This is a genomic window from Lysinibacillus sphaericus, from assembly GCF_015844675.1.
Lineage (GTDB): Bacteria > Bacillota > Bacilli > Bacillales_A > Planococcaceae > Lysinibacillus > Lysinibacillus sphaericus_E.
On record NZ_LDGC01000072.1, the window covers coordinates 1 to 14,525 of the forward strand.

Annotated in this window: 17 protein-coding genes, 1 pseudogene and 1 riboswitch; of the genes and pseudogenes, 10 read left to right on the forward strand and 8 right to left on the reverse strand. The window is 36.6% G+C overall.

Features of this window, described 5'->3' with window-relative positions:
- Positions 1-158 precede the first annotated feature (158 nt).
- Positions 159-551: a DUF5367 domain-containing protein gene (locus ABE34_RS17475; protein WP_197143740.1), complete on the reverse strand. Its 393-nt coding sequence runs from the start codon at positions 549-551 to the stop codon at positions 159-161.
- A 17-nt stretch (positions 552-568) separates the two neighbouring features.
- Positions 569-1,081 carry a TetR/AcrR family transcriptional regulator gene (locus ABE34_RS17480; protein WP_241756710.1) on the reverse strand — a complete coding sequence of 171 codons (513 nt, stop codon included), beginning with the start codon at positions 1,079-1,081 and terminating at the stop codon, positions 569-571.
- Between the two features lie 162 nt (positions 1,082-1,243).
- Here ABE34_RS17480 and ABE34_RS17485 point away from each other — a divergent pair, with 162 nt between their 5' ends.
- The 3 genes from ABE34_RS17485 to ABE34_RS17495 all read left to right on the forward strand — a co-directional run bounded on the left by ABE34_RS17485 (position 1,244) and on the right by ABE34_RS17495 (position 4,026).
- Positions 1,244-1,393 carry a hypothetical protein gene (locus ABE34_RS17485; RefSeq protein WP_197143741.1) on the forward strand — a complete coding sequence of 50 codons (150 nt, stop codon included), beginning with the start codon at positions 1,244-1,246 and terminating at the stop codon, positions 1,391-1,393.
- Between the two features lie 273 nt (positions 1,394-1,666).
- Positions 1,667-1,856: riboswitch (cobalamin riboswitch) on the forward strand.
- 216 nt (positions 1,857-2,072) lie between these two features.
- The gene (locus tag ABE34_RS17490; RefSeq protein ID WP_197143742.1) at positions 2,073-2,255 is read left to right on the forward strand and encodes a hypothetical protein; all 183 of its coding nucleotides are present in this window, start codon (positions 2,073-2,075) and stop codon (positions 2,253-2,255) included.
- A 415-nt stretch (positions 2,256-2,670) separates the two neighbouring features.
- Positions 2,671-4,026, forward strand: coding sequence for a PepSY-associated TM helix domain-containing protein (locus tag ABE34_RS17495; protein WP_197143743.1), 1,356 nt, complete (start codon positions 2,671-2,673; stop codon positions 4,024-4,026).
- A gap of 58 nt (positions 4,027-4,084) precedes the next feature.
- Here the strand turns inward: ABE34_RS17495 and ABE34_RS17500 are convergent, their stop codons facing one another.
- The 4 genes and pseudogenes from ABE34_RS17500 to ABE34_RS17510 all read right to left on the reverse strand — a co-directional run.
- The gene (locus ABE34_RS17500; protein WP_197143744.1) at positions 4,085-4,690 is read right to left on the reverse strand and encodes a response regulator transcription factor; all 606 of its coding nucleotides are present in this window, start codon (positions 4,688-4,690) and stop codon (positions 4,085-4,087) included.
- Complete coding sequence (locus ABE34_RS17505) at positions 4,687-5,673, reverse strand: sensor histidine kinase (RefSeq protein WP_241747243.1); 987 nt, start codon at positions 5,671-5,673, stop codon at positions 4,687-4,689. The genes ABE34_RS17500 and ABE34_RS17505 overlap by 4 nt, the downstream gene beginning before the upstream one ends.
- Before the next feature lie 142 nt (positions 5,674-5,815).
- Positions 5,816-5,959, reverse strand: coding sequence for a DUF418 domain-containing protein (locus ABE34_RS25225; protein ID WP_241747242.1), 144 nt, complete (start codon positions 5,957-5,959; stop codon positions 5,816-5,818).
- Positions 5,960-5,979: 20 nt separating this feature from the next.
- Positions 5,980-6,496, reverse strand: a pseudogene (locus tag ABE34_RS17510) (DUF418 domain-containing protein); the annotation flags it as partial.
- A gap of 307 nt (positions 6,497-6,803) precedes the next feature.
- On the opposite strand from ABE34_RS17510, the gene ABE34_RS17515 reads away from it, so the two are divergent.
- Entirely contained in the window at positions 6,804-7,520 is a 717-nt protein-coding gene (locus tag ABE34_RS17515) for an MBL fold metallo-hydrolase (RefSeq protein WP_197143745.1), read from the forward strand.
- Between the two features lie 12 nt (positions 7,521-7,532).
- A complete protein-coding gene (locus ABE34_RS17520) occupies positions 7,533-8,132 on the forward strand; it encodes a TetR/AcrR family transcriptional regulator (protein ID WP_197143746.1) in 600 nt (199 codons plus the stop codon).
- Positions 8,133-8,287: 155 nt separating this feature from the next.
- Here the strand turns inward: ABE34_RS17520 and ABE34_RS17525 are convergent, their stop codons facing one another.
- The gene (locus tag ABE34_RS17525; RefSeq protein ID WP_241747241.1) at positions 8,288-9,118 is read right to left on the reverse strand and encodes a class I SAM-dependent methyltransferase; all 831 of its coding nucleotides are present in this window, start codon (positions 9,116-9,118) and stop codon (positions 8,288-8,290) included.
- 74 nt (positions 9,119-9,192) lie between these two features.
- Between ABE34_RS17525 and ABE34_RS17530 the strand changes: the two genes are divergently transcribed.
- Positions 9,193-9,435, forward strand: coding sequence for a hypothetical protein (locus ABE34_RS17530; RefSeq protein WP_197143747.1), 243 nt, complete (start codon positions 9,193-9,195; stop codon positions 9,433-9,435).
- Between the two features lie 91 nt (positions 9,436-9,526).
- Here the strand turns inward: ABE34_RS17530 and ABE34_RS17535 are convergent, their stop codons facing one another.
- Positions 9,527-10,573, reverse strand: a complete 1,047-nt coding sequence (locus tag ABE34_RS17535; protein ID WP_197143748.1) for an NAD(P)/FAD-dependent oxidoreductase — start codon at positions 10,571-10,573, stop codon at positions 9,527-9,529.
- A gap of 147 nt (positions 10,574-10,720) precedes the next feature.
- Between ABE34_RS17535 and ABE34_RS17540 the strand changes: the two genes are divergently transcribed.
- Genes ABE34_RS17540 through ABE34_RS17555 form a run of 4 tightly spaced genes read left to right on the forward strand, consistent with a single transcriptional unit; the run spans position 10,721 to position 14,468 of the window.
- Entirely contained in the window at positions 10,721-11,509 is a 789-nt protein-coding gene (locus ABE34_RS17540) for an ABC transporter ATP-binding protein (RefSeq protein WP_079560181.1), read from the forward strand.
- A 14-nt stretch (positions 11,510-11,523) separates the two neighbouring features.
- Positions 11,524-12,441 (forward strand): iron-hydroxamate ABC transporter substrate-binding protein, encoded by a 918-nt coding sequence (locus ABE34_RS17545; protein ID WP_197143749.1) that lies wholly within the window; start codon positions 11,524-11,526, stop codon positions 12,439-12,441.
- 25 nt (positions 12,442-12,466) lie between these two features.
- On the forward strand, positions 12,467-13,468 hold the full coding sequence (locus tag ABE34_RS17550) for a FecCD family ABC transporter permease (protein WP_197143750.1): 1,002 nt from the start codon (positions 12,467-12,469) through the stop codon (positions 13,466-13,468).
- A complete protein-coding gene (locus ABE34_RS17555; protein ID WP_241747240.1) occupies positions 13,461-14,468 on the forward strand; it encodes a FecCD family ABC transporter permease in 1,008 nt (335 codons plus the stop codon). The genes ABE34_RS17550 and ABE34_RS17555 overlap by 8 nt, the downstream gene beginning before the upstream one ends.
- Positions 14,469-14,525: the final 57 nt, after the last annotated feature.

A 14,525-nucleotide genomic window follows, 5' to 3' on the forward strand; every position in this document is an offset into this window, starting at 1 on the left:
AAACATGTTGCTGCCGCTACGTTAGCACTGCGCTTTCGCACAGAAAAACATGTTGCTGCCGCTACGTTAGCACTGCGCTTTCGCACAGACAAAAACATCTGCAGGCCCAAAGCACAAAGTCGATTCCGGACGCAATTATGCATAGGGTTAATTGATTTTCACGAATGAATAGTATTCTTCCTCACGAATGAAGCCTTTGTAACACCTGTAATAAGTATTAAGGAATAGGCCCATAGAAGCCATGAGGCGAAATAACGATCTACATCGGCTGATAAATTCTGAAAAATATTATCGAAAACTAATAATACGACTGCATCAATGAGCATTCCAGGTAATACGATACAAATAGCAGCCAGTAATCGCTCAGTACCCTTTATCTTTTTCAAAGAATAAATAGGTATAGTCGCTATCAAAATGAGTGGAATAGCTATAATGAAAGAGGCTATCATGAATAAAGGTTTTTCAAGGATAAAAAAGTAATTCCCCATTAATCGGAATATAGCACTTGCTACAAGCCAAATTGCAAACCCCCAACATAAAAAGAATGGCATTGTGGTTCCTCCTCAAATTATTTCCCTAGACGATAAAGTGTCTCTAGGATTTTTTCTAACTGTTGATAGAATGCCTCTACATCGAAATCGACCCTCATCATCACTTGTATAGCTAAACCGTCAATAAGGGCATTGAGAAAAATGCTCCACGTTTCCGCTGTGACACCATCAATTGGTGATGTACCCCATAATTTTTTTAAAGCGTTACATAAATGTTCATTTTCAGTCGCTAAAATTTGTCCGATTTGCTGTCTAATAGCTGGGTTTGTAAAGCCAAAGACGATTAAGGTGAAAAATAATTTATGATAAAAGGCATCATCTTCATACCGACTTTTTGCAGAGAAAAGTGCAGATTGAATCATTTGTTGATCAATCGTCAAAATCTCATTCCAAGAATTTTCACAGATATCTTGGACAATTGCTAGAATTATTTGCTCTTTTGATTTGAAATGATAATAAATAGTTCCTTGTGTCACTCCGGCTTGCTCAGCAACAGCCTTTAATGTGAATTTTTCAATCCCTTTTTCCACAATTTACAAGTGTGTTTTGGCAATTGGGGATACACATTGGATAAAAGATAGAAGGACTTAATAACACATGACGCTATGGTATAATAATAAAAACGGAATAATAAGATAGAGGTACAAAGTTGAATGGTTTCTCTTTAAAGACAAGAAAAGTAGGTGAACAAAGTGGGGAAATATCAATTGGATACCAAAGGTAAGGTAGCTGTGACAAAGTATCATGAAAAAAACAAGCCTGCCAAATTTGATAAAAAGCAGCAACTTGAAAAAATACGTGCGGAGTATTTGAAAAAGAAACAAAACCAAACAGAAAAATAAAAGTAGTAAAGGAGCGAGGTGAACTATGTGTTTATCTCGTTTTTTATTTAAGGTCTTGCAAGCTATCCGATACCACGTCTGTAAGCTATCTTGTGAGTGAGACTGACCCCTTATTTCTTAAAGATGGTGCTCTTGAATGTCGAAGGGTGTTGGGTAAGTTCATTTTAGATGTGAGCGTAGTGTAGGTATGCCCACTGTTTCCGATAAATTAGTGTTGTCTACACAGATATATAGGTGACAATGTACACAAACCACTATGGTATAATAATAAAAACGGAATAATAAGATAGAGGTACAAATCATATTTTGATTTGTTTAAAAGGGAAGATCGGTGCAAATCCGACGCTGTCCCGCAACTGTAAATGGGAGCACGTTTCAAGAGTCCACTGTTACGACTTGTAATGGGAAGGTGAAAGGTGTGATGAACATAAGCCAGGAGACCTGCCTTTATCTAGTACAACCAAAAAACCTACGAGGATAGGGGGTGTTGAGTGTGACTAGAGAACTTCTCCTGCATGCTCATAGTACGGACGATGATTGCTGAAAAGGAAGCTTCTATTATTAGAAAGTCTTTTTCGCCATGGCAATCACCGTATTATGTCGTGTATTTGTCATAGTAGACATCTTTCTGTAGAGGGAAAGATGTTTTTTTTATGCTAAAAATGAAGGAGTGTTACACATGAATCTACAAGTTATCGAGTATTATGAAAGTCTGTTAAAATTTGAAATCATGGAAACGCAGTATACAAGTACTTCTCAAACATTAGGGGAGCTAGTTGAACAGTATGTAGGGCAGGATACTATTCATAAAAATGATATTTTAACAGCATATAAAAATGTAATGAAAGAACTAATGGGATAAAGTGAAACTACGTTAATATATTCGCTGAAGTTATCAGTTTACTTGCACGAGGTGTTATTGATGGTAATGCCGTTATTACAAGTCTTATAAGCTTAGTTGACCTTAAAGAAAAGTAGAGGTAGCCAAACATGAAATGATTGCGTTTGGCTACTTTTTATTTCTTATAAACTGATTAAATTAATAGGAATACATATAATTGTCATAAAATAACCCCTAGTACTTCATTCATATTTCACTTTTTATCTATATAATAATTTTGTGCTTATCTTCATTCAGTGGATGCCCAAGCATCCACTGAATAAAGATAATGCCTCCGGCGGATGTCACGGATTTTGATTTGTGCATGCACAAATCAAAATCCGGACCGCAATTACGCCAAGGCAAAATTGATTATTTATAGATTGGAGAATACAACATGAAAAACACATTTTATCAGAGCTTTTGGCGAACGCACTTTTATGCCGCATTATTTATTACGCCACTGCTTATTTCGCTAACATTAAGTGGTATAGGCTATTTATTTTATACAGATGTAGAAAATCAATTATATGATAAATACTTTTTTGGTGAAAGTGGAAAAACCGAGGTACAATCTATTGATGATGCTGTTAAACTTGCAGAAGAATCATATGCTGGCTACAAAACAAATAAAATTATTGAGTTAGAAGAGCCATACAATACACGTTTATCGATGAAAAATGCAGATGGCAAAGAAAAATATGTGTTTTTAGATGATCATAACCAAATTATTGGTGGTCAAGATGCTGGCTACACATTTGGGAATATTATTAGAAATATCCATAGTTCCTTATTTATTGGGGGAACGTTTGTCAATTATTTAGTTGAATTAGCTGCGTGCTGGGCTATCTTTTTAATGCTTTCAGGCATTTACATGACGTTTAAAGGAAAATTACTAAAGAGAACAAAGCAGACAAACAAACGTCAAAAGAGTAGAAAATTCCATGCCCTTGTTGGGACAATTATTACGATTCCAATGCTCGTTATTATTTTCACAGGCTTACCATGGTCTGCGTTTATGGGGAAATACATTTACCAAGCTTCACAAGATTATCCTTCTTTCGGCACACCATTATTGCAACAGCAGCCACCTACATCTGATGTAAGTGAGATTCCTTGGGCTACTCGTCAAGAAACTCCTCCAACGTCAGACTCGGCACATGCAGCCCATCACGGGGGAGGAAATACAGGCTTTGTTGCTAACCCTAACCAACTTAGTGTGGAAAAGCTACAACAAGAAATTGATGCAATGAATATCTCAAAACCATACGCTATTATTTATCCTACTAGCGAAGACGGTGTCTATACAGTTGCTAAATCTAGTAATACAGGTGTTACAGGACTTGATGTTAGCCCGGATGATGAAACGACAATGTATTTTGATCAATATAGCGGAAAATTTATAGACAAGGTTGGCTACGAGGACTATGGCATTCTTGCTAAATGGTTCACTTGGGGTATTCCTTTACATGAAGGTCATTTGTTTGGTTGGCCAAATAAATTAATCAATTTACTAGTATGTCTAGCATTTTTAGTAGTTATTGCTTGGGGATTCAGAACATGGCTACTACGAAAGAAACAAGGTATACTATCGGCACCACCTAAAATCACTCAAAAGGTATCTATTCCTTTTATCATTTTCATGATTATTTTAGGAATATTGATGCCACTATTTGGACTTTCTTTAATTGCTGTCGTCCTTGTAGAATTAATTATAAATTTCGTGTCTAAAAATAAAAAAGAAGTCAATTAATATGCTAAAGCGATACTGTATCCTGTTAGATAAGGAATGCAGTATCGCTTTTCTTTATTTAAAGCCACCCTTTATCACTAGCGACTTGAGCAGCTTGTTGTCTAGACTCGACTTGTAGTTTTTGAATAGAGGTGGATAAATAGTTTCGAATAGTACCTTTCGTTAAAAATAGTTTTTTACTAATCTCATTTGTTGTGAGTCCTTCTTTTACAAGCTGCAGAACAGCAATTTCCCGTTCATTTAGTGGATTCTGTTCTTTCATAAACAATGTAGCGGCTAAATCTCTGCTGACGACCTTTTCACCATTCATTACTTTTCTTATTGTTTCAATTAAATAGTCTATAGGTTCATCTTTTAATAAATAACCATGTACCCCACAATCCATCGCTTTTTGTAAATAGCCAGGGCGTGCGAAGGTAGTAACAATCATCACCTTGCACGGTAAATTTGCCTGTTTAATTTTTTCAGCAAGGTCAAGCCCAGAAAGATGCGGCATTTCGATGTCCAAAACACATACATCTGGTAGTTCATGTTGAATATATTCCCACGCTTTTTGACCATCTGAAACTTCTGCGATCACTTTTATATCAGGCTCAAACGATAACAAGGAAGTCAAGGCACCACGTAACATTTGTTGATCCTCTGCTAGTAATACTCTTATCATGTAGTTTGCTCCATTCTGTAGTGTTGGATAGGAAGTGTTAACGTCACAATTGTTCCATCTGTCGGTAAATTCTCTATGGAAGCAGTTCCTAGAAGAGCATTCATTCTTTCTTTCATCGATGAAAGTCCATTCCCATGCCCTTGGATATGTAAGCCGACACCATCGTCAACAATGTTTATTTTTAAAATTCCATTTATAGTATCGATATCGATTTGGCATTTTTTTGCTTGACTATGTTTAATAATATTTGTAGTTGCTTCCCGCAGACATAAGGAGAGCATCGTTTCTTCTACACTCGCTAGGAGAAGCTTTGGACAGTTATTATTGATATTTATTGAAATATCCGCTGTTTGTAAATGCTGTTTACAATGAATAAGCTCACTTTCTAACGAAATAAAATTCATATCGGATACTAATTCTCTTACTTGCTTTAGCGCTGTTCGTGTTGTTGCTAAAATATCATTTAGCTCATCTTTCACACGCATCGTATCTTTATCGACTAATTTTGTAGTTAATTCGGTTTTAATTTTAATCATTGTCAATGTATGACCGATCGTATCGTGAAGATCCCTTGCAATACGTTGTCTTTCTTCTTGTTGAACGAGCTGTGTATTTACCTCTGTTAATTCTGATTGTAATTTTTTTGACTTTTCTACGTAGTAAATTAGCATTGGAAATAGTAGCTGAATAATCATAACGGGTATTAATACTTGGGATTCTAATTTGAAAGATGCTCCTGATTCAAACCAAATAACTATTAAAAACATAAGGGCAATGGCAAACATTCCTATAGCAATATGCCATTTCTTTTTAGCTCGCCCAATTAAATCAGCAAATATAAATCCAGAAAATAACATAGCGGATCCTTCATAAATACCTAGTATGATAATAAGAGTAAAACCTACTAAGGAAGCAACAAGTAAACGCCAATCTTGATTCCATAAAGCAATATAAAAAGCTACTAAAAATAACATAAGGATCATTATTTTAGCCAATAATGGTAATGAAGAATTCGATCCTAATACTACGGTGAATAAAAAAATTAACGAAACTACATCAATAATTAAATAATGTTTTGCCTGATCACTTGGATAAATCTTTATATTTCACACCAACCCTTGTCGATTATTTCTGCGTGACACTTTTAATGGCATGTTTCCGAATCCATTCCATAGGTCCAACATGAAAATGCTTGATACAAATATGTGCAATGAAAAGTTGGAGGAGGGAAAGGGTTAACCAAATACCAATAACTTCAATGCTATTCAATTTCCCACCTAAACCTAAGCCCCAGCAAGGGAAGTGTTGGCACCAAGCAATGCACTGACTAAAATTAGCAAAATCATTACTGCGTGGAAACTACCAAAAACGTATAAGGCGCATTTAATCGCTTTATCACCAAATTTAACTATAAAAGTAACAATGATGGCTGTCACAGCATAGCTCATTAAAATATCGTATTCCATGACTAAGGTGAAGTGGATGAGCCCCTCCATAAATAAAAAGACTATTGTCCAAATATACATTCCGGGCCAAGCATTTCCTTTTCGTAAAGCTTGCTGATATTTTTAGTTCCAGACCAACACCAAACATGATTGTTAATAAACCAAGAAGTTTACCGTTTACGAAAAATAGGACTACCATTCGTAAAAAATCGTTCAATGACCACCAACCTGAATAATTGCTCGTCGTGATATACGAAATATCACCAAGATAAGCAAATATCCAAATATTTGTGCCAAGTGTCCCTAATACAGCAAAGCCTCGTAACATATCGATTAAGGGTAATCTTTGTTGAACTTTCATTATGAAATCACTCTTTCTTTGTTTTCTTACAATAATGATAAGAAAACGACAGGAAAAAACATATTCACATCAGTCAAAGGTTCTTTATGACAGGTGTCATTTTTAGATGTATCAAAAGTAAAGAAAGGCCATCTCAGAAGGGGGACACTATTAAATCGTAGTTTATTGTTACGAAAAAAGAATGGGATTTATATGGCAATTTGCGTAAATGAAATAAGAATTTTATTTATAAAATAAATATTGCGAAAACTAATATGATTAGTTAAAATTGAAATATGATTAGTTTACAGAGGGGATTTGATGTAAAATGAAAGTTGAAAATAGTGGCACAGTGTATCAATTGTCCTTTATGCCGAGGATTTTTCCTGTTAATTGTTATTTCGTAGAAGAAGAAAATGAGCTTACACTGATCGATGCAGCATTACCATATAGTGCGAAAAGTATAATAAAAGCTGCTGAAAATATCGGAAAACCGATTACGAGAATAATCATTACCCACGCACATAATGATCATATTGGAGCGCTAGATACATTAAAAGAATTATTACCACATAGTAAAGTGTACATTTCTTCTAGAGATGGGCTTCTATTGGGAGGAAATAGTACCTTGCTACCAAATGAAAAAAACACCCCTATTCGGGGAGGCCTTCCAAAAAATATTAAAACTAAACCGGATGTATTACTTGAAGAAGGTGATCGTGTTGGTTCATTAGAAGTGATTGCAACTCCAGGGCATACACCTGGCTCCATTTCTCTTTTCGACACGCGTAATAGAAGTTTAATAGCGGGTGATGCCCTTGTCACTAGAGGAAAGCTAATAGTATCGGGAATGCTGAATCCGTTGTTTCCGTTTCCTGCTTTTGCTACATGGGATAAAGAGACAGCTCTAAAAAGTGCAAAAAAATTAAGTGATCTGAATCCGAGTTTACTTGCTGTAGGGCATGGGAAGATGTTAAAGCAACCGCAAGAACGTTTGAACATAGCCATTGCTGAAGCAGAAAAAGCTTTTTTATCATCTAAATAGGAAGTGAAAAAAATGTCTCGTCGTATGAAGTTAGATTTATCAATTATTTTACAAAAGGCAACAGAGATAGCTGATGAGCAAGGATTGGACCAACTTTCAATTGGATTATTAGCTGAAAAATTGGAAGTACGGCCACCGTCCTTATATAACCATCTTGATGGCTTAAATGAATTGAAACAGAGATTAGCCATTCAAGGCGTAAAAAAACTACATGAATATATGCTACGAGCTGCAGTAGGACGTTCGGGTGATGACGCCATTCGTGCAATTAGTCAGGCATATCTTCAACTAGTTAGAGAACATCCGGGGTTGTATGATGCTAGTACTCGTTTTCCAGATGCGAATGATCAAGAATTACAGCAAGCCCAAGAGTCTGTTGTACAACTAGTACTTCAAGTGCTAGATGCCTATCATTTGCAAGAAGAAACTGCGGTTCATATGGTCAGAGGATTACGAAGTTTTCTACATGGATTCTCTTCAATCGAACAAATGGGGGGATTCGGGATGCCATTAGATATCAATAAAAGCTTTTCAATCCTAATCAATACCTTTATCGAGGGCATTCATGCAGCTATGCTTCATAAAAATCAGAACATGGAAATGAATGACTAAGGGAAGGGGAGAAGAATGAAGGATTGATTTCAGTGGATAATACAAAGGATTTAATATCGGAGTAGGAGACTTGTCTTTGAATACGAGTTTCCTACTCTTTTCATATATATAGCAGTTGCGATTAATGCTTTCTTTTTGAATAACGTGAAATACTACTATTTAGTACATGAATAAATTCTATAATCTAATAGCCCTTCATACTTTAAGATCATTTCAAAATGTTTATCCATTACTTCATAAAGTTCAGGTTCAATATCCTCTGAGTGATTAAGCTCAGGTATTGAGAAAATCGATTTGTTTTTTTGTATACGAATATGTTTAAAACCAGCCTGGTTAAATAAATCTACCCAATTCTTTTTCATTGAACACGAATCAAATCCATAAAACTCTTGGATTTCTTTTTCAATTTTCTCTTCAAGCGGTTGATGAATAGTAAATTCAATAGCAATAAACCGACCGCCATTCTTTAATAAACGAAAGATTTCTTTAAGTGCATTAGGTTTATTGACAAAAGAAAGCACAGATTCAGAAATAATAAAATCAAATGTATGATCGGGTAAAGGTACTTGTTCAATTGAGCATTGCATTATTTTTACGGGTAAGCGATTTTTTTTCATTCTCTTTTTAGCTTTTGCGACCATGACAGAATTAATATCGATGCCTGTTACTTTTGCTTCATACGTCTCTGCCAAATAGGCAGCGGTTTGGCCTGTACCACAGCCTACATCTAAAATATAAGGATTTTCACCAATATTCTCAGCCTTGAATAGTTCCTTTGTTAAATTAAGACCACCAGGATGCGCACCGCCAACACCAAATTTGGACAGAAATTCTAGATATTTCGAATTTTGAATCGGAATCCCTTCTTTATTCGTATTTTTGTATAATATGAAATTTAAAAAAGTATGGTTCCGGCAAGAGCCAAAGTTGTAATAAAGAACCTTCAATAATAAATGGACTTCAAAATGTATATTATTTTTGAGCAACTTCTCCGATAGTCTAAACAATAAAAAAATACATACGTATACTAGTTAAAAGATATATGATAGGGGGTGTATTGATGCCATTTTATCCGCCTAATTCTAGAATGAGAGCATTTCCACCAAGCTATAGACAAGGTTTTGGCCCTCCTATGCAAGGTAGACAAGGGCAACCCTTTTTTGATCCTTACCAGCAACCCCAAACTTCTAGATTTGGAAGATTACCACAGCATTTAAATACAATTATGGGCCATGCGGGAACAATAACATATGGAGTTAATATGTTAAGACAAATGGGGGCTTTTATTAATTTCTTAAGATAGATTGTAAAATGATTTTTTAAGTCGAACATATTAAAACCCCTCTTAAGAGAGTAAATTCTTAAGAGGGGTTATTGATTATTTCATTTATTGCTTATTTTGTTGAAAGTTGTTTTTCGATAATAGAGCGATTTTTCTCTTTAAATACTTCATTATGTGATGACACGACCCCTTGACGATAGGCAGTGGGCTCTAAATACGTTTTGATAGAGTTCACGGCATTGGCTGCATCCTGGAAAGTCCCTAGAAGGAGGTTGATTTTTCCTTCAAACGCTAATATATCACCTGCAGCAAAAATTCCAGGCTGTGCGGTTTCTCCCGTTGCTTTCCCTTCAAAATAGTAATCATCTTTTTTAGGAATGGTGATTGCTTGCTCCAATTCTAATGATGCTTCACGGTTATAGCCATGACTAACGATGACTTCATCGATTTGACGCGTATAGCTTTGTTTTGTTTGTGTATTTTCACATGTCACTAATTGGATGGCTGTTTTATCGGCATCGGCAGTTAATTTTGTAATAGTCGTATTACATTCAATCTTTACGCCAGCATCTAAAGCCTCTTGAATTGTTGCCTCATGAGCGGATAACTTATATTTACGATAAACAACAGTTACGTTTTTGGCGATAGGACTTAGTTCAACTGCCCAGTCGATCGCAGCATTTCCGCCTCCCGAAATAATGATCTCCTTGTCCACAAACCGTTGATATGACTGCACGGTATAGTGTAAATTAGTCATTTCATATTTTTCTGCACCTTCTAGTGAAAGCTTTTGAGGATTAATAATACCACCACCAACGGCTAAAAGAACGGTTTTAGAATAATGTTTATCTCCTTGCGCAGTATGAAGAACAAAAATATCATCTTGGCGCTCGATAAAATCGATTTTTGTACCTGTTAATATGGTAGGATGAAACGTTTTTGCCTGTGCAATTAACTGTTTCACAAATTGTTCTCCTAATACAGGGGGATGACCACCGATATCCCAAATTAGCTTTTCAGGATAAAGTAAAACTTTACCACCAAGCTGTTGTTGACTCTCAATTAATTTCGTTTTCAGTCCTCGTAAACCACTATAAAAGGCACTGTATAGGCCTGCAGGACCACCACCAATAATTGTTACATCGTATAAATGTTGCATTTATATCACCACATCCTAGAAAATAATAAAAAAATATTTGACAAAACTACATAAGAAAACTAGACTAATTCTAGTGATAATGATTATCATTGTCGACTAATCGCTATCATAGCATGGAAAGAACAAAAAGGAAAGAGAGGTTACGTCGTGCGTTTACAAGTTGAATCGATTCGTATCGGCTACGAGGACAAAACGATTGTGCATGATTTATCGTTACAAATTCCAGACGGTAAAATAACGACTATCATTGGTTCCAATGGGTGTGGTAAATCTACACTTTTAAAGGCTATTACAAGGATATTGAAGCATAAGAGTGGACAAGTCATACTAGATGGTCAAAATATTTCCGAGATGAATACAAAAGAATTAGCAAAAGAGCTGGCCATACTGCCACAAAGTCCGGAAAGTGCACATGGTTTAACAGTGGAAGAGCTTGTATCCTACGGTCGATTTCCATATCAAAAGGGCTTCGGTAATTTATCTCAAAAAGATAAAGAAATGATTGACTGGGCCTTAAAGGTAACTAAAACGGATGACTTTCGTCTGAACACAGTTGATGCCTTATCAGGTGGACAGCGTCAACGGGTGTGGATCGCAATGGCATTAGCTCAAGAGACCGATATTATTTTTTTAGATGAGCCAACAACTTATTTAGATATGGCCCATCAGTTAGAAGTTTTAGAATTACTTAACAAGCTTAACGAAGAAGAAGGGCGCACAATTGTCATGGTGTTACATGATTTAAATCAGGCAGCACGTTTTTCAGATTATATTGTTGCGCTATCAAAAGGAGAGCTTGTGAAGTTTGGTACTGCAGAGGAAGTTATAGTACCTGAAGTATTAGAAAAAGTGTTTAATATTGATGCAGTCATTGGTAAGGATCCACGTACTGATAAGCCAATGTGCATTACATATAACTTATTACAAACAGTTTAAAAGGAGATAGATTTATGAAAAAGTGGTTATTACCAATGTTTATGATGGTCGTACTAGTGCTTGCAGCGTGCGGCAATAAAGAAGAGAAGACGGATAAGGGCTCTAAAGATAAGGCATCTGCAGAAACGATTACGTATCAATCAGAAGCTGGCCCTGTTGAAGTACCAGCAAACCCTAAACGTGTAGTTGTATTATCTTCATTTGTTGGGCATTTACTACAGCTTGACGTTAATGTTGTCGGTATTGATTCATGGGCTGCAGATAATCCAAACTTCCAAGATGATATTAAAGATGCAGTAGTTGTTGAGAATACGGATATCGAAAAAATTATCGAGCTTGAGCCAGATTTAATTATTGGTTTAAATGGTATTGAAAATGCAGATAAACTCGGTGAAATCGCACCAACTGTGTTGTTCACTTATGGTAAAGTGGATTATTTACAGCAATTCATCGAAATTGGTAAACTTGTGAACAAAGAAAAAGAAGCAACTGATTGGGTAAAAGATTTTAAAGAACGTTCTGCAGAGACGGGTACAAAAATTAAAGAAAAAATCGGCGAAGATGCAACAGTTACTGTCGCAGAAATGTTTAATAAACAAATGTATGTGTATGGAGATAACTGGGGTCGAGGAACAGAAATTTTATATCAAGAAATGGGCTTGAAAATGCCTGGAAAAGTAAAACAAGATGCTCTAAAACCAGGTTATTTTGCAATTTCTACAGAAGTATTAAATGAATATGCAGGTGACTATGTGATCTTTAGTACGTTTAAAGGTGAGGATAGCGCCATTAAAAATGCTCCGTGGTTTAAAGATTTGGAAGCGGTGAAGAATGGTCATTTATTTGAAGTGAGTGGCAATGAATTTTACTTTAATGATCCTAAAACTTTAGAATATCAATTAGATTTCTTTGAAAAGAAATTTTTACAATAATTTCAGTAGAGAGTAGCGAAGGCAAATGACAAAGTTTCGAAATTTCCCGTTTTGGCTTCAAGCATTGCTTGCACTGATCTTATTAGCAGTAACAGTTACGATCTCGCTTTGTATAGGCGCGGCTAATACGAGTATTCAAGATGTTTATCAAGCGATTGTCGGACAAGACGGTGGCAAGCACTACTCTGTATTACGTGAAATTCGGTTTCCTCGTATTATTGCTGCTATTTTTGTAGGTAGTGCACTTGCAGTTGCTGGGGCGATTATGCAAGGGGTTACTAGAAATCCATTAGCAGATCCAGGTCTCCTTGGTCTCACAGCAGGTGCGAATGCGGCACTGGCATTGACGATGGCGTTTATTCCAAATACTTCGTACTATATGTTTATTTTTGCATGTTTCATAGGTGCGGGTGTAGGGATGATTGTTGTGTATGGTATTGGCGCTTCAACGAAGAATGGCTTTTCTCCATTAAAGTTAGTCTTAGCTGGGGCAGCCGTATCCGCTCTATTACAAGCAATAGCAGATGGAACGGGCATATTATTTAAAATTTCAAAAGATGTTTCGATGTGGACGAGTGGTGGTTTAATTGGCACTACATGGCAAGCTTTAATAATTGTTCCTGTTATTGTAATAGGATTAGCGGTAGCTTTTGTGTTTAGTCGTCAACTAACCATTTTAAGTTTAAATGAAGAAGTAGCTGTCGGATTAGGACAAAAAACAACAGCCATTAAAGGAATTATGATGTTTGTCGTTGTTATTCTTGCAGGCTCCGCAGTTGCGCTAGTAGGCAATTTAGCATTTGTTGGGTTAATGGTACCACATATTGTCCGAGCAATTGTTGGAACAGACTATCGATTTGTCTTACCAATGAGTGCTATTATCGGTGGATGCTTAATGGTGACTGCAGATTTTGCAGGTAGAATGATTAATGCCCCATATGAAACACCGGTAATTGCAATAATTTCAATTATCGGCCTTCCGTTCTTCTTACTTCTTGTTCGGAAGGGAGGGCGTCAAATTGTTTAAAATTGGTCGAAAAAAACAACGTAAATGGCTCATGGTTTGGACGCTATTAACAATAGCTATTTTTGTAATGGGTATTTCAATGGGAGCAGCTTCCGTTTCGATTGATCGCATAATACCGATTTTACTTGGTGACGGCAGCTTCAAAGAATCATTCGTACTGTTTTCTGTTCGCTTACCAAGATTATTTGTGCTAGCAGCAGCAGGGATGGCGTTAGCATTAGCGGGTGCTGTTTTGCAAGGGGTAACACGTAATGATTTAGCGGACCCTGGTATTATTGGGATAAATGCTGGAGCAGGTGTAGGAATTACGCTATTTTATCTCCTTGTTGATGGTGATTTACCTCATTTTGCGTATGTGTTACCACTTATAGGATTTGCCAGCGCTTTATTAACGGCACTCCTCATTTACTTTTTCTCATATAAGCGCAATGTGGGTGTGCAGCCGATCCAACTCATTTTAGTCGGAGTAGGTGTAGCATCTGCCTTAGCAGGTGTAATGATGATATTAATTTCCTCTGCTGAGCGTAGTGATGTGCAATTTATCGCACAATGGCTTGCGGGTAATGTTTGGGGAACAGACTGGCCATTTTTCTGGGCTTTATTGCCTTGGCTTGTGCTAGGCATTCCATTTATTTTGTATAAAGCAAATGTGTTAAATGTGCTTGCAATGACCGAACCAACTGCTGTTGGCTTAGGCTTAAACATCGAACGAGAGCGTTTGCAATTATTAGTAGTCTCTGTCGCATTAGCTGCGGCAGCTGTATCGATCACAGGAGGCATTGCCTTTATCGGTCTGATGGCTCCACATATTGCAAAGCAGCTCATCGGACCGCGCTACCAGTTCTTTTTACCACTCACATTATTAATCGGTGCCAGCTTACTAATGCTTGCAGATACAATTGGGCGCGTAGCTATTTCGAGTGCGACCGTGCCAGCAGGTATTGTTGTAGCCTGCATCGGCGCCCCATATTTTTTATATTTACTACGAAAAAACGACTGAATGGCTTTGGCTGTTCGGTTGTTTTTTTGTTGAAAGGCTTTTTGGGAATATTTGTTG